The organism is Streptococcus mitis (assembly GCF_003942775.1).
Taxonomy (GTDB): domain Bacteria; phylum Bacillota; class Bacilli; order Lactobacillales; family Streptococcaceae; genus Streptococcus; species Streptococcus mitis_CN.
Map to the genome: position 1 here is coordinate 149,718 of NZ_RJNX01000003.1, position 18,055 is coordinate 167,772.

Annotated in this window: 26 protein-coding genes; all 26 read left to right on the forward strand. The window is 41.6% G+C overall.

Annotated elements, in window-relative coordinates; genetic code table 11:
- Positions 1 to 3 precede the first annotated feature (3 nt).
- The 26 genes from D8848_RS05260 to D8848_RS11030 all read left to right on the forward strand — a co-directional run bounded on the left by D8848_RS05260 (position 4) and on the right by D8848_RS11030 (position 18,054).
- Positions 4 to 489 (forward strand): MazG-like family protein, encoded by a 486-nt coding sequence (locus D8848_RS05260; RefSeq protein WP_125443100.1) that lies wholly within the window; start codon positions 4 to 6, stop codon positions 487 to 489.
- The gene (locus D8848_RS05265) at positions 486 to 875 is read left to right on the forward strand and encodes a YopX family protein (protein ID WP_125443101.1); all 390 of its coding nucleotides are present in this window, start codon (positions 486 to 488) and stop codon (positions 873 to 875) included. The genes D8848_RS05260 and D8848_RS05265 overlap by 4 nt, the downstream gene beginning before the upstream one ends.
- Entirely contained in the window at positions 875 to 1,099 is a 225-nt protein-coding gene (locus D8848_RS05270) for a DUF3310 domain-containing protein (RefSeq protein WP_125443102.1), read from the forward strand. The genes D8848_RS05265 and D8848_RS05270 overlap by 1 nt, the downstream gene beginning before the upstream one ends.
- Before the next feature lie 111 nt (positions 1,100 to 1,210).
- A complete protein-coding gene (locus D8848_RS05275; RefSeq protein ID WP_125443103.1) occupies positions 1,211 to 1,360 on the forward strand; it encodes a helix-turn-helix domain-containing protein in 150 nt (49 codons plus the stop codon).
- Positions 1,361 to 1,434: 74 nt separating this feature from the next.
- On the forward strand, positions 1,435 to 1,863 hold the full coding sequence (locus tag D8848_RS05280; RefSeq protein ID WP_020903580.1) for an ArpU family phage packaging/lysis transcriptional regulator: 429 nt from the start codon (positions 1,435 to 1,437) through the stop codon (positions 1,861 to 1,863).
- Positions 1,864 to 2,151: 288 nt separating this feature from the next.
- Positions 2,152 to 2,718, forward strand: a complete 567-nt coding sequence (locus D8848_RS05285; RefSeq protein WP_000754954.1) for a site-specific integrase — start codon at positions 2,152 to 2,154, stop codon at positions 2,716 to 2,718.
- Between the two features lie 234 nt (positions 2,719 to 2,952).
- Positions 2,953 to 3,297, forward strand: coding sequence for an HNH endonuclease (locus D8848_RS05290; protein ID WP_050228905.1), 345 nt, complete (start codon positions 2,953 to 2,955; stop codon positions 3,295 to 3,297).
- Positions 3,298 to 3,433: 136 nt separating this feature from the next.
- Positions 3,434 to 4,738, forward strand: coding sequence for a phage portal protein (locus D8848_RS05295; RefSeq protein WP_125443104.1), 1,305 nt, complete (start codon positions 3,434 to 3,436; stop codon positions 4,736 to 4,738).
- On the forward strand, positions 4,692 to 6,083 hold the full coding sequence (locus D8848_RS05300; RefSeq protein WP_125443105.1) for a hypothetical protein: 1,392 nt from the start codon (positions 4,692 to 4,694) through the stop codon (positions 6,081 to 6,083). Before D8848_RS05295 ends, D8848_RS05300 begins: the two co-directional genes overlap by 47 nt.
- Positions 6,073 to 6,312 (forward strand): DUF7675 family protein, encoded by a 240-nt coding sequence (locus D8848_RS05305; RefSeq protein WP_125443106.1) that lies wholly within the window; start codon positions 6,073 to 6,075, stop codon positions 6,310 to 6,312. The genes D8848_RS05300 and D8848_RS05305 overlap by 11 nt, the downstream gene beginning before the upstream one ends.
- Positions 6,313 to 6,364: 52 nt before the next feature.
- Positions 6,365 to 6,595 carry a hypothetical protein gene (locus D8848_RS05310; protein WP_125443107.1) on the forward strand — a complete coding sequence of 77 codons (231 nt, stop codon included), beginning with the start codon at positions 6,365 to 6,367 and terminating at the stop codon, positions 6,593 to 6,595.
- Positions 6,596 to 6,645: 50 nt separating this feature from the next.
- Complete coding sequence (locus tag D8848_RS05315) at positions 6,646 to 8,058, forward strand: terminase large subunit (RefSeq protein WP_125443108.1); 1,413 nt, start codon at positions 6,646 to 6,648, stop codon at positions 8,056 to 8,058.
- An 82-nt stretch (positions 8,059 to 8,140) separates the two neighbouring features.
- Complete coding sequence (locus D8848_RS05320) at positions 8,141 to 8,605, forward strand: capsid assembly scaffolding protein Gp46 family protein (RefSeq protein ID WP_125443109.1); 465 nt, start codon at positions 8,141 to 8,143, stop codon at positions 8,603 to 8,605.
- Between the two features lie 5 nt (positions 8,606 to 8,610).
- Positions 8,611 to 9,507: a phage major capsid family protein gene (locus tag D8848_RS05325; protein ID WP_125443110.1), complete on the forward strand. Its 897-nt coding sequence runs from the start codon at positions 8,611 to 8,613 to the stop codon at positions 9,505 to 9,507.
- Positions 9,508 to 9,581: 74 nt separating this feature from the next.
- Positions 9,582 to 9,725, forward strand: coding sequence for a HeH/LEM domain-containing protein (locus D8848_RS05330; RefSeq protein WP_260467292.1), 144 nt, complete (start codon positions 9,582 to 9,584; stop codon positions 9,723 to 9,725).
- A 3-nt stretch (positions 9,726 to 9,728) separates the two neighbouring features.
- Positions 9,729 to 10,169, forward strand: coding sequence for a phage Gp19/Gp15/Gp42 family protein (locus tag D8848_RS05335; RefSeq protein WP_125443112.1), 441 nt, complete (start codon positions 9,729 to 9,731; stop codon positions 10,167 to 10,169).
- Positions 10,114 to 10,452 carry a hypothetical protein gene (locus D8848_RS05340; RefSeq protein ID WP_020903570.1) on the forward strand — a complete coding sequence of 113 codons (339 nt, stop codon included), beginning with the start codon at positions 10,114 to 10,116 and terminating at the stop codon, positions 10,450 to 10,452. The genes D8848_RS05335 and D8848_RS05340 overlap by 56 nt, the downstream gene beginning before the upstream one ends.
- 1 nt (position 10,453) lies before the next feature.
- Positions 10,454 to 10,681, forward strand: coding sequence for a hypothetical protein (locus tag D8848_RS05345; RefSeq protein WP_240148714.1), 228 nt, complete (start codon positions 10,454 to 10,456; stop codon positions 10,679 to 10,681).
- A complete protein-coding gene (locus tag D8848_RS05350) occupies positions 10,678 to 11,013 on the forward strand; it encodes a hypothetical protein (protein ID WP_125443113.1) in 336 nt (111 codons plus the stop codon). The genes D8848_RS05345 and D8848_RS05350 overlap by 4 nt, the downstream gene beginning before the upstream one ends.
- Before the next feature lie 81 nt (positions 11,014 to 11,094).
- Positions 11,095 to 11,652, forward strand: a complete 558-nt coding sequence (locus D8848_RS05355; protein ID WP_125443222.1) for a phage tail tube protein — start codon at positions 11,095 to 11,097, stop codon at positions 11,650 to 11,652.
- 5 nt (positions 11,653 to 11,657) lie between these two features.
- Complete coding sequence (locus D8848_RS05360; RefSeq protein WP_050243014.1) at positions 11,658 to 11,933, forward strand: hypothetical protein; 276 nt, start codon at positions 11,658 to 11,660, stop codon at positions 11,931 to 11,933.
- A gap of 11 nt (positions 11,934 to 11,944) precedes the next feature.
- Positions 11,945 to 12,331 (forward strand): DUF5361 domain-containing protein, encoded by a 387-nt coding sequence (locus D8848_RS05365; RefSeq protein WP_125443114.1) that lies wholly within the window; start codon positions 11,945 to 11,947, stop codon positions 12,329 to 12,331.
- On the forward strand, positions 12,331 to 14,766 hold the full coding sequence (locus tag D8848_RS05370; RefSeq protein ID WP_125443115.1) for a phage tail protein: 2,436 nt from the start codon (positions 12,331 to 12,333) through the stop codon (positions 14,764 to 14,766). The genes D8848_RS05365 and D8848_RS05370 overlap by 1 nt, the downstream gene beginning before the upstream one ends.
- Entirely contained in the window at positions 14,766 to 15,464 is a 699-nt protein-coding gene (locus tag D8848_RS05375) for a phage tail protein (RefSeq protein ID WP_125443116.1), read from the forward strand. Before D8848_RS05370 ends, D8848_RS05375 begins: the two co-directional genes overlap by 1 nt.
- Positions 15,461 to 17,266 (forward strand): phage tail spike protein, encoded by a 1,806-nt coding sequence (locus tag D8848_RS10910; RefSeq protein ID WP_260467293.1) that lies wholly within the window; start codon positions 15,461 to 15,463, stop codon positions 17,264 to 17,266. The genes D8848_RS05375 and D8848_RS10910 overlap by 4 nt, the downstream gene beginning before the upstream one ends.
- Positions 17,263 to 18,054 carry a collagen-like protein gene (locus tag D8848_RS11030; RefSeq protein WP_125443117.1) on the forward strand — a complete coding sequence of 264 codons (792 nt, stop codon included), beginning with the start codon at positions 17,263 to 17,265 and terminating at the stop codon, positions 18,052 to 18,054. Before D8848_RS10910 ends, D8848_RS11030 begins: the two co-directional genes overlap by 4 nt.
- Position 18,055 lies beyond the last annotated feature (1 nt).

An 18,055-nucleotide genomic window follows, 5' to 3' on the forward strand; every position in this document is an offset into this window, starting at 1 on the left:
ATCATGAACACAATAGACAAAGTGAAACAATGGTTTATAGACCGTGACCTTGAGAACGGTGGACGACTAGACAAGCAGTCTTTGAAATTAAGCGAGGAGTTCGGCGAACTATGCGCAGGGTATCTCAAGAAGAATGAGCAACTAACTAAAGATAGCATTGGAGACTGTGCAGTTGTGATTGTTGGTCTGGCGTTGCTGATAAAAGAGGACGTGCATAAGATTTTTGAAACATCAGGAAATGATAGAGATGTAATGACTTGTTTTAGTCATTTAAGTAGAAATATAAGCGATTTTCAGATTTACCAAGATTCATTTTCCAAAGATTTTCGCAAAGTAAGTCTGATACGTACAATCCGCTGGTTAAAATTGCTAAGCACCGCACTTGGATATGATTTTGAAGAATGTTTTGAACTGGCTTACCAAGAAATCAAAGACCGCAAAGGTCGTTGGATTGATGGTACTTTCGTCAAAGAGGAGGACTTGGTATGATACCAAAATTTAGGATGTGGAATAGAATTTCATCACAATTATATCTTGTTGATGGATTATACTTCGATGATAAAGAAGCTGAATATGTAGATGATGATAACGTACTAAGATTTATTGGCTTTAAAAACATTGAACTCATGCAATCAACAGGACTCAAGGATAAGAATGGCAATGAAATCTTTGAGGGGGATATTTTAGCATTCGAAACTGATGATGAAGTGATAAATGTGAATGTGTTTTGGGATGAAGAGCATGCTTTGTTTATGTTCGAGTCGAAAAAATATAACGAACAGGAACCTTTAGCTGAATTGGTTGAAAATAACACATATCCATTTGAAATCATCGGCAACATCTACGAAAACCCAGAGCTTTTGGAGGATAAATAATGACAGACAATATAAACAAACCAAACCACTACATCGGGACTTATGGCCTCGAAGTGAAAGATGTTACGAGAAATTTCATCAAAGGTAAGTCAGAAATGGAAGCACATCGCTGGTGCAGTGCGGTAGAGTATTTACTCCGATACAAAGAAAAGAATGGTATCGAAGACCTGAAGAAAGCACGTAAGAACCTTGACTGGCTAATCGAGGAGATGGAGAATGAGTGAATACGCGTTGTACCATCTGAACGCTTTAGAAAAAGAATAGCTGACGAGTTAGGAGTCGAGGAATCAATTTTATTTAATGTAGTACCCAAAGAGTTCAATACCATTTTGAAAATGAAACGGCTAGAGCGTAAACTGACTCAAAAAGAGCTTGGTGAACGATTAGGATATTCTGAAGCGACGATTAGCATTTGGGAAAATGGTGGCAGAATTTCAGAGTTTGCCATCGAAGACATCTGCACATTTTTTGGAATCGAGATATAAAAAAAGAGCCAGCACACGGCTGACCCTCATAGCAACAAATCATTAACACTATTATATCATGAGGAGGAGTTCGTGTGCAAATAGAATTATTGGATATAATCGATGAAAAGAAAACCAGAAAGGAAGCTATCAAAGTCCTTAAAAAATACAGTCGCCTGAGACGGATAGCTGGAGAAGAATACGCCCCCAAAATAACAATATCCTACTCGCTTGAACCAAGATCATCAAGTGGCAAGACAAGCAAGCAGGTAGAAAGTATGGTTGTGCGTAGAGTATCAGCTCAGCAGGATTTAGAGTTAATTGCTAAGGCAATTAATAATCTTTCAGATTTGGAATACTCGCGTATTCTTGTTGAAAGATATTGCAGAAAAAAGAAGAGGGAAGACTATAGCATTTATTCAGAACTAGGCTACTCATCTAGTGAATATTATCGGATATTGAACAAAGCTCTATTAGAGTTTGCGGAGTCCTATCAAGCAAGCAACCTTCTAGTTTACAAGTGATTTCTGGGAAAATCTTGGGAAAAATCTGGGAAAATCTTGGGAGAATTGGAACAGAAAAAGGTGCTAAAATAGTATTATCCAATGATTGGCAACGAACAGTCATGAGGACTCCTAAAAAATACAGAGGTTTCGGCCTCTTAGACAGTAAGGACAGGTTAGCAGGTTGTTTGGGTCTCCTTGAAACTTTTACCAAACGTGCGTTTTACTGCTAGACCAGCTGGTTCAATTCCAGCTACTGTCATATTCAATGCCACGCCCAGTGGCTTTTTATGTAGAAAGGAGAGGTACATGAAGAAAGTAGAACCAATTCGTGATCTAGATGACATTGAACGAATCAAAGATTACTTGAAGAACAAAAGCGATAGAAACTATGTTTTGTTTATGTTTGGAATCTATTCAGGCCTAAGAGTGAGCGACATAGTACCTCTTCAAGTTAAACAAGTAATCGCTGATAGGATTGAACTAAAAGAGAAGAAGACAGGGAAGATAAGGTATTTTCCAATCAGCCCACCCCTCAGAAAAGAAATCAATCGCTACATTAAAGATAATCAGTTAGCAGAGTACGATTATCTCTTTCCAAGTAAAAAGAAAAAGAGAACAGATGGTGTTCGTATCACACACATTGGAAGGGTAGCGGTCTATCAAATACTGCAAGACGCAGCTAAGTATGTAGGATTGAATCACATAGGAACTCATTCAATGAGGAAGACATTTGGATATCATCATTACAAAAAGAATAGCAATGTAGCTATCCTTCAAAAGATATTCAATCACTCTACACCAGATATCACACTAGGATATATCGGGTACAGTCAAGACGAACTTGACCAGAGTATACTATCATTTGACTATTAAACAACCTATCTATTTTACATAATGAGAAAATGTAAATTAGTTTTTAGAAAAATATAGTTAAAGCCATGGCGCTCTTGGTTTTGAAGTTGTTTAATTTTATTTAACAGAATATAAGATATGTTAAATACAAGAGGGGGTGGGTGCACTAAAAACACCCCTGCTTTGAAAGATACCGAGGGGGTACATTTGAGAATACCAACCCCCTCCCTTAAAAAGAAAGGACCCCCTCCCTAGATGAATACCAACCCCCTCCGAGCGGACCGTAGTGGACCTCATAGAGTAGCCTTTGAGAAGAACAAGAAGATTATCTTAAAGACAAGAAACACTTGTGGGATATGTGGCCAGCCTGTAGACAAAGACCTGAGATATCCTCATCCATTAAGTCCAGTCATTGACCACATCGTTCCAGTAAATAAGAACGGACATCCATCTGATATTGCTAATTTGCAGTTAGCGCATTGGCAATGCAATAGGCAGAAGTCTGACAAGCTATATGCTGATGAGAAGACAAACGGAACAAAGGTTATCGGTAATAGGAACTTGCCACAAAGTACAGATTGGTTTAAATATAAGAGTTAAAAAAATAAACGTGATTAAAAAAAGGACGAGCGGTCCTGCCAAGGTGGGGGGATGACCCCCTCCCCCTCGGTGCTTCAGGGCTTCACACCGTCACTGTACATTTTTTCTCGCGGGAAATGAAAGGTAGTTGTATAAAATGACATTGAAAGGTATGGGCTATCTCAGGAAGAAGCTAGCCAATTACAAAATGGGTGTAGATACTAGATATAATCAGTATGCTATGCAACACAACGATATAGATGTTGGTATTACGATACCCCCTCAAATCAGGCAACAATATCGGGCAGTCTTAGGTTGGGCTGCTAAGGGTGTTGATAGCCTAGCAGACCGTTTGGTCTTTCGTGAGTTTGCTAACGACGAATTTGAGGCAAATGAAATCTTTGCTCAGAACAATCCAGATGTATTCTTTGATAGCGCGATCCTTTCAGCTCTGATTGGGTCGTGTTGTTTTGTCTACGTCTCGCAAGGAGACGACGATGACGCTCCTAGATTGCAGGTTATCGAGGCAAGCAATGCGACTGGCGTTCTAGATCCTATCACTGGCTTACTGACAGAGGGATATGCAGTCTTGAAACGAGATGATAATGGATATGCTTTGCTTGAGGCTTACTTCACTAGTGATGTGACTTGGTTCTATCCAAAAGATGGTCAGCCTTTTGCAATCGAAAATCCAACGGGGGTTCCTTTGCTGGTTCCAGTCATTCATAGACCTGATGCTGTCCGTCCGTTTGGTCGGTCACGAATTACTAGGGCTGGAATGTACTATCAGAGATATGCTAAACGAACGCTTGAGCGGTCAGATGTGACTGCTGAGTTCTATTCATTCCCTCAGAAGTATGTGTTGGGATTGAGTCAAGATGCTGAGGCAATTGATACTTGGAAAGCAACTGTGTCTAGCTTGCTGACATTTACAAAAGATGACGAAGGGGACAAGCCGAATGTGGGACAATTCACCACGTCCAGTATGTCTCCTTTTACTGAGCAGTTACGGACTGCAGCAGCTGGATTTGCTGGGGAGATGGGCTTGACCTTGGATGACCTTGGTTTTGTATCTGACAATCCGTCATCTGTTGAAGCTATCAAGGCTAGTCATGAGAACTTGCGGTTAGCTGGTCGGAAGGCTCAGCGCTCTCTGGGTTCTGGTCTGCTGAATGTGGCTTATGTGGCTACTTGCTTACGTGATGAGTTTCCATATTTGCGAAAGCAGTTTAATAAGACGGTCGTGAAGTGGGAGCCTTTGTTTGAGGCGGACGCTAACATGTTGACCTTGATTGGTGACGGTGTTATCAAACTGAATCAAGCGGTGCCTGGCTATATGGATGCTGAAACCATCCGTGACTTGACTGGAATCAAAGGGTCAGATAAGCCTGCTCCAGTAGTGAAGGAGGTTGCAGATGGTGGAGGATATCGTTCCGAGCCTGCTCAAGAAAATCAAGTCTGAGTTTGAAGGTGCTAGGTTGGACAGCGAGGTCTTGAAAGACTTGCTGTCTAAGTTACATCATAGCAAGGCAAGTTATTTGGACGCTAATCAATATGCTATTGAAATTGGGGAGATACTTTCTAAGGCTCTGGGAACCTATCTGACGAACGAAACACTACCAGACGGAAAAATATATTACAATATCGCTCAGCGCGTGCTGACGGACGTTCTGGGGCGAAATCATGAGCTTGTGAGTGATTATGCTGAGCAAGTTCAGAAAAATTTGAACTCTGAGGCTAAAATCGGGTTAGCTGCTCAGGTTCCTGAACTCAATCAAGACCGAATTGATGGCCTGGTCAATCGTTTAGCTAGTGAGGAAAGTTTTGATGATGTTCGTTGGCTGTTAGAAGAGCCTGTTGTGAACTTTACTCAGTCAATAATTGATGATAGTATCCAGAAAAATGCGGAATTTCATCATAAATCTGGTTTGCAACCTGAGATTGTAAGAAAATCTGCTTATCACTGCTGTGAATGGTGTCAGGAAGTTCAAGGTACTTATAAATATCCAAGAGTTCCAAAGGATATTTATCGAAGGCACCAACGTTGTCGATGCACTGTTGATTATGATCCTAAAAGTGGTAAGGTCCAAAATGTTTGGAGTAAGACATGGAGTAAAAGTGACAAAAGTGATAAAATAGAAGCAAGAAAGAACATCGGAGTGCAATCTCAAATTAGTGAAGTTAGAAAACTTGCACTTAAGATAGGGATACCTTCAAACCCTATTCAAAAAAGTCCGAAAAGATTAACCGAAGAAGAAATTATTCAAGCGATTAGTGGTGGAGATAAGACAAAAGGTTCTTGTTCATCAGCCGCATTCGCTTATATAGGGAATAAAGGTGGATATACTGTTCTAGATTTTAGAGGTGGAGAGAGTTGCGATTTCTTTTCTAGGAATAGCAGAATCAATATGATTGGAAACCTACCAGGTGTTAAGATGCATGTCGCAAAAAACACAAATGATTTCAAAGCTACAAAGGAATTGTTGGAAAATGTAGAAAACGGTAATGAATACTACTTGGCAACAGGTAGGCATGCTGCAATCATTAGGAAGAATGATAATCTAGTTGAATATTTGGAGCTTCAATCAAAAATTGTAAATGGGTTTAAACCGTTTGATAACACTGTTTTGAAAAAAAGATTTAAGGCTCAGAAATCTCATGCTGTAAGGGGACGTAAATATGATGTAGATAGCTATCTTATTGATGTAAATTCATTAAAAGACAATCCTGAATTTCATAACATATTGAGTTTCCTTAACACAGCTGAATCTAAACAAATGAAAGGTATTGAAGGGCATGAAAAGTGATTACGAAGAAGTGAACTGGTCAGAGTATTGTTACAAGGAAAACGATGATGATAAAATCTGGTGGGTTGATACTTCATGGTATGCCAAAGGATTGATGCTTATCACATTTGATAAAAAGAAGTTCTATAACCTTTTTGAAGATTATCCTCAAAACATGACTTTTGAGGAGATTGAAATCTTTGATAAAGAAAATCCATTTTGGGAAGATTACTTTTCAGATAGAAAATAATATGTTAGAGCACTCGTAAGGGTGCTTTTCTTATGCTTAGAAAGGGGTAACGATGGAAAACACGATTGATTTTTCAGAGAAAAAGTCTAGTCTGGAGCGTGGTGCTTCTGTGAAAGAAATTTTGGAAGAAAATCTTGAGGCTAGTCATAACTATACTTCGGTATTAGTGGTTTCTTTGGATAAAGATGGTGAGATAAATCTTGGCTATAGCTGGGATAGTAGTTTGCAGGCATTGGGAATGCTCGATGTTGCTAAAAACTATATTTTGAACGTGATTAATTAAATCATCCCAGCGATAGGGTTATCATGCGGTACGATTGAAAGGAGCAGTGGATGGCTAGAAAGAAACTTGGCAATCAGAATCCTACTCAATCGGTAATTTTAAAGTACGTCAAGAAGAATTCTAAGGCAAAAGAAGCGATTGAGCTCTATGAGCGAACCGGGTTATCGTGCTATTCTTGGCAGATAAACCTATTGACCCCTATGATGGCCGTTGACAAAGATGGTCTATGGGTTCATCAGAAGTTTGGTTATTCTATCCCACGGCGAAATGGGAAAACGGAAGTTGTTTACATTTTTGAGATATGGGCACTTCATGATGGCATGAACATCCTACACACGGCTCACAGAATATCTACTTCACACTCATCTTTTGAAAAGGTTAAAAAGTACCTTGAAAAAATGGGGTACGTTGAAGGGGAAGATTTTAGCTCAATTCGTGCTAAAGGTCAAGAGAGGATAGAGCTTTTCAAGAGTGGCGGTGTTATCCAATTTCGTACCAGAACTTCAAACGGTGGTTTGGGGGAAGGTTTTGACCTTCTCTTTATCGATGAGGCTCAGGAATATACGACTGAGCAGGAATCAGCCTTGAAATATACAGTAACGGATAGTAGCAATCCAATCACAATCATGTGTGGGACACCTCCTACACCTGTTTCAAATGGGACGGTATTCACAAACTACCGTAAGACTTGCCTTTTTGGGAAAGGGAAATACTCAGGTTGGGCAGAATGGTCAGTTTCTGAGGAAAAAGAGATTGATGATGTCGAATCCTGGTATAACTCCAATCCCTCAATGGGCTACCATTTGAATGAGCGGAAGATAGAAGCCGAGCTTGGTGATGATAAGCTAGACCATAATGTTCAGCGTTTGGGTTATTGGCCAGAATACAACCAGAAATCTGCTATTTCGGAAACGGAATGGAATGAGTTGTGCGTTGGCTCTATGCCTGATTTGTCAGGTAAGTTGTTTGTTGGAGTCAAATATGGTCAAGATGGCGCAAACGTGGCATTAAGTATTGCTGTTCGTACGGCAGATGAGCGGATTTTTGTTGAGACGATTGACTGTCAGTCAGTTCGTAATGGAAATGATTGGATCTTGGATTTTGTCAAGCGTGCTGATGTGGCTACTATCGTAGTCGATGGGGCAAGTGGTCAGAAAATCCTTGATGAAGAGTTGAAGAAGGAACGCATGAAGAGCGTGATATTGCCCACGGTTAAGGAAATCATCGTGGCTAACTCTATGTGGGAACAAGGGATTTATCAAAAGACCTTGTGCCATGCTGGTCAACCGTCTTTAAAGAAAATCACAACCAACTGCGAGAAACGGAACATTGGTTCAAACGGTGGGTTTGGTTATCGCTCGCATTTTGCGGATATGGATATTTCTTTGATGGATAGCGCCTTGCTTGCGCATTGGGCTTGTGTCACAACTAAGCCTAAGAAAAAGCAAAAAATCAGTTATTAAGAAGAGCGGTTGAGAGACTGCTTTTTTTGATGCCTAAAAAATTACCGAACTGCCGGGAAAGCAGGAGAAAGGAGACATGAAGATGTCTGAATTTAAAACGATTGAAACACAGGAAGAGCTAGATAACATCGTGAAGGAACGTATCAGACGTGAGCGTGAAAAATTCGGTGATTATGATGATCTTAAAAAACGTGTTTCAGAACTGGAATCTGAAAACAGTGCTTTGAAGTCTACTGTTGAAGATGACAAGCAAACCAGAGCGGGATTAGACGCTCAAATCACTGAATTGCAGGGGCAAGTGAGCAATTATGAAACTGCTAACTTGCGAACTCGTATCGCTTTACAAAATGGCTTGCCTTATGACTTAGCTGACCGTCTTCAAGGTGCTGACGAAGAGGCGTTAAGGGCTGACGCTGAGCGTCTAGCTGGTTTTATGAGACCAGCAACACCTCAAGCACCACTAAGAGATACTGAGCCTGCTATGGGTGATGACAAAACTATGCAAATGAAGCAAATGCTTCGTGAATTACTACCAACAGGAGAATAGAAATTATGACAGATAATGCAATGAAAACTGGAACACTTTTCAAACCAGAACTAGTAACAGAATTGATTGACAAGGTACAGGGGAAATCTGTATTGGCTAAATTATCAGCACAAACCCCAATCCCATTTAATGGAGTAGAGCAATTCATCTTCAACCTTGAAGGAAATGCGCAAATTGTTGGTGAAGGTGAGCAAAAACTCGGAAATAAAGCGAAGTTGACTTCAAAAGTTATCAAACCGCTTAAATTTGTTTACCAAGCCCGTATTACAGATGAATTTAAAAATGCGTCTGAAGAAAAACGAATGAACTTCTTGTCAGCATATATGGACGGATTTGCTAAGAAGATTGCGGAAGCCTTTGACCTTGCCGCTCTTCATGGTTTAGAACCAAAAACAATGACGGATGCGTCTTTCCGTGCAACCAACTCATTTGATGGTGTGATTAACGGAAGTATCGTGGCGTATGATGAAACTAAAATCGATGAGAATTTGGAGTCAGCAGTACAGCAAGTTACAGCTAGAGGGTGTGAAGTAAATGGTATTGCTTTGTCACAAGCTGCTGGGCAAGCATTGGCGAAAGTTAAGGTAAACGGTGTTGTTCAATATCCTGAGTTCCGTTTTGGTCAAAATCCAGATTCGTTCTACGGCATGAAATCAGATATCAACAAGAACCTTACTGTCACTGGTGGAACTGCTGAAACAGACCATGCTATCGTTGGAGACTTCCAAAACCGCTTCAAGTGGGGGTACTCTGAAAACATTCCGATGGAAATCATTGAATACGGTGATCCAGACGGTGCTGGTCGTGACCTTAAAGCTTACAATGAAATCTGTTTGCGTGCGGAAGCCTTTATTGGCTGGGGTATCCTTGATGAAGATGCCTTCGCTCGTGTGAAAGCGTAAGTTTTATGGCTTTATACCGTGATTTAAAATCAGGCGTTATAATCGCCTCTGAGTGTATTCTCGGAGGTGATTGGGTGCCTGTGGAAGATACGGCACCAAGCGGAGCGGATTTGACCGTGGCGGAATTGAAGTCTAGTTTGGATGAATTAGGCATTGATTACGATAAAGGTTCAAAAAAATCCGATTTGGTAGCCTTGTACGAGGAAAACAAGGGTTAAGCTATGAAAAATTTTGCAAAGATTGAAGACTTGGAATTGTTATGGCGCTCGTTGAAATTTGATGAGCGTGCAAGGGCTGAGGCTTTGTTGGAAGTTGTATCTAATTCTTTGCGAGTGGAAGCTGAAAAAGTCGGTAAAGACCTTGACGATATGGTGGCAGAAAACGTGTCATTCGCTAGTGTCGCCAAGTCTGTCACGGTCGATATCGTGGCACGAACCCTCATGACCTCAACAGACCATGAACCGATGACTCAGGTTTCTGAAAGTGCCTTGGGTTATTCGTTTAGTGGTTCTTACCTTGTGCCTGGAGGCGGTCTCTTTATCAAAGATACCGAACTTAAAAGGCTTGGTTTGAAGAAAAAACAACGATATGGAGCGATTGAAATTTATGACCTACCTAAAAGGAATCCCTGTCATTTTAATAGACAAGGTGGAAATTGGTAACGACGATTTCGGTCATCCAATCCATCGTGATGTTGAGATTGAGGTTCAAAATGTATTGGTTGCCCCAACTTCATCAGAGGACGTCATCAATCAAATGAACTTGACTGGAAAAAAGGCGGTTTATACACTTGGTATTCCCAAAGGGGACGCCAACAAGTGGGAAAACCGTGAGGTCAAGTTTTTTGGTCGTAAATGGCGGACGATTGGCATCCCTCAAGAGGGAATTGAGTCAATGATTCCATTATCTTGGAATAGAAAGGTTATGGTTGAAGTTTATGAGTGATATGAAATTTCAATTGAACTCGGCTGGCGTGTCTGCCTTGCTACGTTCTTCCGAAATGCAGGGCATTTTGAGGGAAAAAGGGCAAGGGATTGCAAGTAGAGCAGGTGAGGGATTTGAATTGACTGTATCTCCAGGGCAAAAACGTGCCAATGCAAAGATTAGTACGACTGATATCAAGAGCATGGCTAGAAATAAAAAACATAATATTTTACTGAAGGCTATGAGATGATCGAATTAGTTATAAAGAATTTTTTGGACGGACAGTTAGATGTTCCGTCTTTTTTTGAGCATAAACCGAAAATGCCTGAAAGTTATGTCATTTTAGAAAAGACTGGAAGCGGTGGAAGTGACTACGTTCATTCCGCTACATTCGCTTTTCAAAGTTATGCGCCGTCATTACAAAAGGCTGCTGAGTTAAATGAGAAAGTCAAGAAAGTAATTGAGAATCTCATCACAGTCAACGAAGTTAGCGGTGTGCATCACAATAGTGACTACAACTTTACAGACACAGAAACGAAGCAATATCGCTATCAAGCGGTATATGACATTAATTATTTTTAAAAAGGAGGTGTAGTTTTGGCGCCAGAATTAGAAGCGACAGAAGTAAGAACACCAAATGCAGAATCAACAGGAGGAAAGAATATGACGACTGCATCAGCATCAAATGTAACGGCTGCTAAGCCTAAAGCAAGTGGAGCAATTGCAAGTGCACCACTAGGTACATTATTACCAACTGATTCAAAATCAGATTTAAATCCAGCATTTAAATCGTTAGGATATATCTCGGAAGACGGTATCACTAATGAAAACTCACCAGAAAGTGAAGAAGTCAAAGCCTGGGGTGGACAAACAGTCTTGTCTTCTCAGACCGAAAAGAAAGATACCTTTAAATTTAAGTTAATTGAAAGTCTTAATGTAGAAGTCCTCAAAGAAACTTATGGTGCAGATAATGTTACAGGAACTTTGTCGACCGGGATTACTGTTAAGGCAAATTCAAACGAATTGCCAGAGCACTCATTGGTAATTGATATTCTCCTAAAAAACAAAAACTTCCAACGTATCGTCATTCCTCGTGGCAAGGTGAGCGAAATTGGAGAAGTTAGCTACAAGGATGGTGAGCCAATTGGTTATGAATTAACTATTACCGCTTTACCAGACGACCAAGGAAATACACATTATAAATACATTCAAGGAGAGTAAAATAGATGAGTAAAACATTCAAAGGGGAAACGAAGTCAGGTTTTAAATTCGAAATTTCTGAGCGTCGTTTAAATAACTATGAATTGTTGGAATTGATTGGTGAAGTTGACGAAGGACAAGGTCAAGTCTTTCCTAAAGTTGTAAAACTTTTATTCGGAGATGAGCAAGCCAAGGCTTTTAAAGATCATCTAAGAGAAGAAGATGGCATCGTGCCAAATGATAAAATGGCAGATGAAATCAAGAGTGTTTTTGAATCAGTTAACGGCTTAAAAAAATCTTAGTCCTCGCTCAGATGATTAATTTGGACGAAGATGCCCTTGTCTGTGACTTGGCGGAAACCTACCAGATATACGACTACAAACAGCTACCTTTAAATCAGGTGGCTGTTTTTGCGTATGGTTTGCGCGACGATTCACGGATAAAGCAGATGATGTCTGACCAAATCGTCCCTCTTGAAACGACGTTACTTGCAAATATCGTAGACAGACTGTCTCTTTCTTTGTGGTTGCAAACCAAGGATGGCCAAAAGGGTGTTAATCGCCCGACATCAATCGCTGAATTGCTTAAAAAAAATCACAAAGAAGAGAGTGACGAAAGGGATTATCTCGTCTTTGAATCTGGTGAGGATTTTGAAAATTATCGCAAGGCTTTACTTGCGAAAACAGGAGGTGAGGAATAGTGGCGACCGAATTAGGAAAAGCCTATGTACAAATCATTCCGTCTGCTAAAGGCATTAGTGGCATGATTCAAAAGGAAATGGGTGGTGAAGTCGCCTCCGCTGGCGTTAGCGCAGGCGAATCCCTCGGATCCAAAATGATGGGGGCTGTTTCAGGAGTTATTGCTGCTGCTGGAATTGGTCAGGCAATCGGGGCATCCATAACTGAAGGGGCTGCCCTTCAACAATCTATTGGTGGTATTGAAACACTTTTCAAAACATCAGCAGGAAAAGTTAGAGGCTACGCTGAAGAAGCCTATCGAACTACTGGTTTATCTGCAAACAAGTACATGGAGAATGTGACAGGCTTCTCAGCTAGTTTGTTGCAATCTCTTGGTGGAGATGTGAATTTAGCAGCTGATGTTGCTAACAGAGCAATGGTTGATATGTCGGATAATGCGAACAAGATGGGGACATCAATGGATAGTATCCAGATGGCATATCAAGGCTTTGCCAAACAGAACTACACCATGCTCGACAACTTGAAGCTTGGTTATGGTGGTACTCAACAAGAAATGAAGCGTCTTATAGCAGATGCGGCAAGCTACAAGGATGAACAAGAGAAACTGAACATTTCCGTTAAAGATGGAGATATGTCTTTTGGTAATATCGTTAATGCTATTTCTGTTGTGCAAAGTAAGTTAAAAATCACTGGTACGACTGCAAAAGAAGCGTCAACGACTTTCACAGGATCCTTTGAATCGATGAAAGCAGCTGCTCAAAATGTGCTTGGGAAGTTATCATTGGGTGAAGATATCCAACCTGCTTTACAAGCTTTAATGGAAACGACATCCACATTTCTTTTTGGAAACCTGATTCCGATGATTGGAAATATTCTTAAACAAATTCCTACCCTTATTTTGGGAGGAATCAAGGGCGTTTTCAGCGGAATTTTCGGCGAAGGTCTAGGAAGTATCATGGGTGGTATCGTTACCGCTCTTGGTTCTGCATTTTTAGCTTTTAAAGCATTTTCGGCAGTCTCGGGATTGCTATCTGGAATACCTGCTGTCTTAACGACAATTAAAACAGCAGTCACGGGTCTATTTACTGCTATGAGTGCCAATCCAATTGGAATTGCAATCGCTGCGATTGCTGCATTAACTGCAGGCTTGGTTTATTTCTTCACTCAAACTGAGATGGGGAGACAAATCTGGCAAGGCTTCATGGATTGGTTCTCTGGTGTGTGGCAGTCTGTCGCACCAGTCTTGACCGAAGTTTGGAATGGTATTGTTGAAACAGCAACAACCGTCTGGAACAATATGATGGCTGTTGTTGCTCCGATTATCCAAGCAGTTGTTGATTTTATTAGGTCTGTTTGGGACGGTATTTCCCTATGGTGGACTGAAAATCAAGGTTTGATTCAACAAACGTTCACAACGGTTTGGAACGCAATCCAGACAGTTATTCAGACGGTTATGCCGATTATTCAATCCATTATTGAAACCGCAATGAATATCCTTGCTCCTTTCATTGAAGGAACTTGGAACAATATCTGTACTGTTGTGACAACAGTTTGGGAATTAATCAAGATTGCTATTCAGACGGCTATGGATGTTATTAGTGGCATTATAAAAGCAGTCATGGCTATCATCAATGGTGACTGGGGCACCGCTTGGAATGCTATAAAGGGTGTCGGTGAGGCCATCTGGAAAGGGCTGTCCGCTGCAGGTAAGGCTATCTTTGATGGTTTTGCTCAGATATTATCTAACATCTGGAACACGATCAAATCTGTCGCAAGCAGTGCTTGGGAAGGGTTGAAATCAACTGTCTTAGGTCTGATTGATGGACTTGTCCAAGGCGCTAAAAATGCTTGGGAAAGCATGAAACAAGGTGTTCGTGATCTTGTTGATAAGGTTACAAGCATATTCGACGGAATCAAAAACATTGACCTTTGGGAGGCAGGTAAGGCTATTCTTGACGGATTTTTAAATGGTTTGAAATCCGCTTGGAATGCTGTCACTGACTTCGTTGGCGGTATTGCTGGTTGGATTGCTGATCACAAAGGTCCGATTGAATACGACCGCAAGCTCTTGATTCCTGCTGGTAATGCGATTATGCAAGGTTTAGATAGAGGACTGCAAGAGCGTTTCAAAGGTGTTAAGAAATCGGTCAGCGGAATGGCTGGCGAAATCTCAAACGCATTTTCAAATGATGATTTTGGTTTGAGTGGAACACCGACTATTGCCAAAAATCTTGAAGCAAGCTTGGCTATGCCAAGTGCTCAAATCGAGGCAAAAGATAGTCAAACCGTGTCTGAGATAGCGATTCTGAGAGCAAGTATGGAGAAGATCCTTACTGCTATCCTTGAAAAGCCGTCAGATACTTATCTGGATGCTGATAAAATTTCAATGAGCGTCTACCAACGCCAAGGTTCGATCTATGCTAGAGAGGGAATTTAATGGAATACATGATTATCAACGGTTTCAATACTTCAACCATTCCTAACTGTGTCGTGACTGACTTTGGCGAGGTAGAGGCTGCTAAGCCTAAGGTTTCAGAAACAGCTACCCTATTTGGGGTTAATGGGAATTACCGTGTCTTGGATGGTGCTTACGAAAGTTACGAAAGGACTTTTGGATTTTACCTACCAAGGACGGTAGATCCGTCTAAAATCGTTGAGAGATTCCAACCAAATGATAATACGCTAGAGTTTAGCTACCAACTAGGCTCTTTATTTTATGCTGACTTCGTCAGTGCAAAATATAAACCTCATGGGATGCACGGCTGGAAACTAGAAATTAAGTTGAGTATGCAACCATTCCGCTATCAAAAAAGTGTCGCTCCTTTGGTCTTTACCGCCAGTGGTAATGTCAACAATCCAGGCTCTGTCTATAGTGAGCCTGTGATTGAGATTGAGGGGGACGGAGATATTTCTTTGACTATTGGACGGACAACTATGCACTTGACTATTAGACGAAAAGTGACCATTGACTGTAGGCATAAGAAACAAAATATCTATAATGCAGATGGTGCGGTTCAAAATACGCTACGTAAACGTGGAGGCTTCTTTGAGTTGGCAGTTGGTAATAACGGTCTGGTCTTTACTGGTTCGGTTCGTAAGATCACGGTTCGGCCAAATTGGAGGTATATCTTATGATTTATCTTACAGAGGGCAACACGCCTTTGAACGAGGCCTATAACGATGAAATTGTTCAGGAGCGGAACAATACTTATCAACTGACCTTTCGTTTTCCTACGTCGGATCCCAAGTGGGAATTACTGAAAGAGGAAACCTTTCTGACTGCAGATGACCTGCATGGCGAGCAGGATTTTTATATTTTTGAGATTGAAAAGCAACAAGGATATATCCAAGTCTATGCCAATCAGGTTATCAGCCTGTTAAATAACTACATCGTAAGCTCTATCGATGTGGATCGTGTCAGTGGGACGAGGGTATTGAGCGCATTGGCTGGTAGTATTACCAGAACCAATCCCTTTTCTTTTTTCTCGGATATTGACGACAGGCATACGCTCAATATTAAGGACAAGAATGCTATGGAAGTCTTGGCCAAAGACAAGCACTCTATCCTTGGTCAGTGGGGCGGAGATATGGTGCGAAATGGCTACAACTTACGCTTGTTGAAGAATGGCGGTTCTGAAAATGAATCGCTTTTTATGTACAAGAAAAACCTGTCTAGCTACCAGCACAAGACCTCAACGAAATCTTTGAAAACTCGGATAACCTTTAAAACGACCGTCAAAGGAGAGGGAGAAAAGGCGCCTGACGTTGATTATGTAGTGGTGATTGATAGTCCCTTGCTTGGGAAATATACCCAAATCTATGAAGCAGTTGTTGAGGTCAATGACCAGAATGTCAAAGACCAAGCTAGTTTGATTGAATACGGAAAGCAGTATTTTCGGACAAGTATGTGCGACATGCTGGAAGATAACCTTGAAATTTCAGTTGTCGGCCAGAGCGATGTAGCGGTTCGGATGTTCGATGTGGTCAGCATCTACCATGAATGGTACGGTCTTGATGTGCGTAAGAAAATCACGAAATACACCTATTCGCCAATGGCAAAACGCCTGAAATCAATTGGTTTTGGGACATTCCAATCCAGTCTTGCGAATGCGATAGGTGGGATTGTAAATGATGCCGTTTTGAATGAAAGTCGAAATCTACATAAGATTTTTGAAGAACGTTTGAAAAAGGAAATCGCCAACGCTGACCGTGCGTTTGACGCTGAATTTGCCAAGCGTGAGAAAGCTATCACGGATGCCATCGAGCAGTACAAGGCTAAGGCTGAAGAAATGGGAGCCAAAATCCACGAAGAAATGGAGAAAGAGCGTCCTGAGTTCGTGAAGCGTATCCGTGAGGAACTGATGAGTGGTGCGGATTCGATTGCTGAACTTAGTAAGAAGCTGGAGCAAGTAAGCGAGACTGCAAGGGTTAATGCGAGCTTGATTGGTGGGGACGGGAATACCCAGTACAATAAGAACCGCTTGAATGGTGGTACGGCTAAAAAAATTAGCTACGGAACGGATTTCGTAGAAGTTGGCCACAATGGAGAAGGCTTTGAGATTGGTAAAAAATACGTCATCAGCTGGTCAGCAACCTGTACACCTTACGGGAAGACAGATGTGACTGTGGTGGTCAATAAGAATCCGTTTTATGGTGGACATGTTCATTTAGCGCCTGCCAATACGGTCATGCCAGTGATTGATAAAGACCTTGTCCAGAAAGAGGAGCAGGTCTTGGCAGTCTACTACGGTGCCTATCGTCTGACCTTCTCAGGGGACTGGTATCAGAATGTAGAGCAGTCTGTGACGATTGACAATCAGACAAGACGGATTGAACTAGCACCAGTCTATAAGACGGTTGCTGATGGACAAAATGCTAGATATGACGGAAGTTGGAACGAGAGTCCAACTTTTATTTTTGATGGAGGAAGAACATGACAGAAACAATCCCAGTAAGGGTTCAGCATAAGCGCATGTCAGCACGAGACTGGGCAAGTAGCACTCTGGTCTTACTTGATGGAGAGTTAGGCGTTGAGAGCGACACAGGTAAGGTCAAGGTTGGAAATGGCCGTGACCGATTCTCAGCACTGCAATATCTGACTGGTCCCAAAGGTGACCGTGGAGAAACAGGACCAGTAGGGCCAAAAGGAGCGGACGGTGTTATGCGGTTCGAGAACCTGACGAGTCAACAGAGAGAGGGTTTGCGAGGAGATAACGGTCATAGCTTAAATGCGAATGTCCGTATCGAGGGAAGCTATCGAAACGGTGCGACTAGTCAGCTGAATTTGATTGCAGATGTCTACTATGACGGAACACGGTTAACTAGTGGCTATACTGTTGATTATTACTACAGAGGCTTTGGAAATAACAACTGGCAAAGCTTGCCAAACCAAACGCCTGATGCAAATGGAAAGTTTGGTCAGTGGAATGCTTCTCAGCGTTCAGGAGGCTGGCTTGAGGTCTACATCGTTGTAACGCACAACGGCATTAAAGCAGCTGCTAGCACACGGCTTGACAATGTTAGTGACGGTGCAACGGGTCCAGCAGGACCGGCAGGACCGGCAGGACCGGCAGGAGCTAGAGGAGCGGATGGAGCGCCAGGGCAAAACATCATCAATCAAAACAGTGGGCAACCGATGAAGTATTGGTCTGGTACAAGGGCTCAATATGACGCGATTCCTAACAAGGATAGCAATACTATCTATGACATCTATAGTAGTTCGTAGG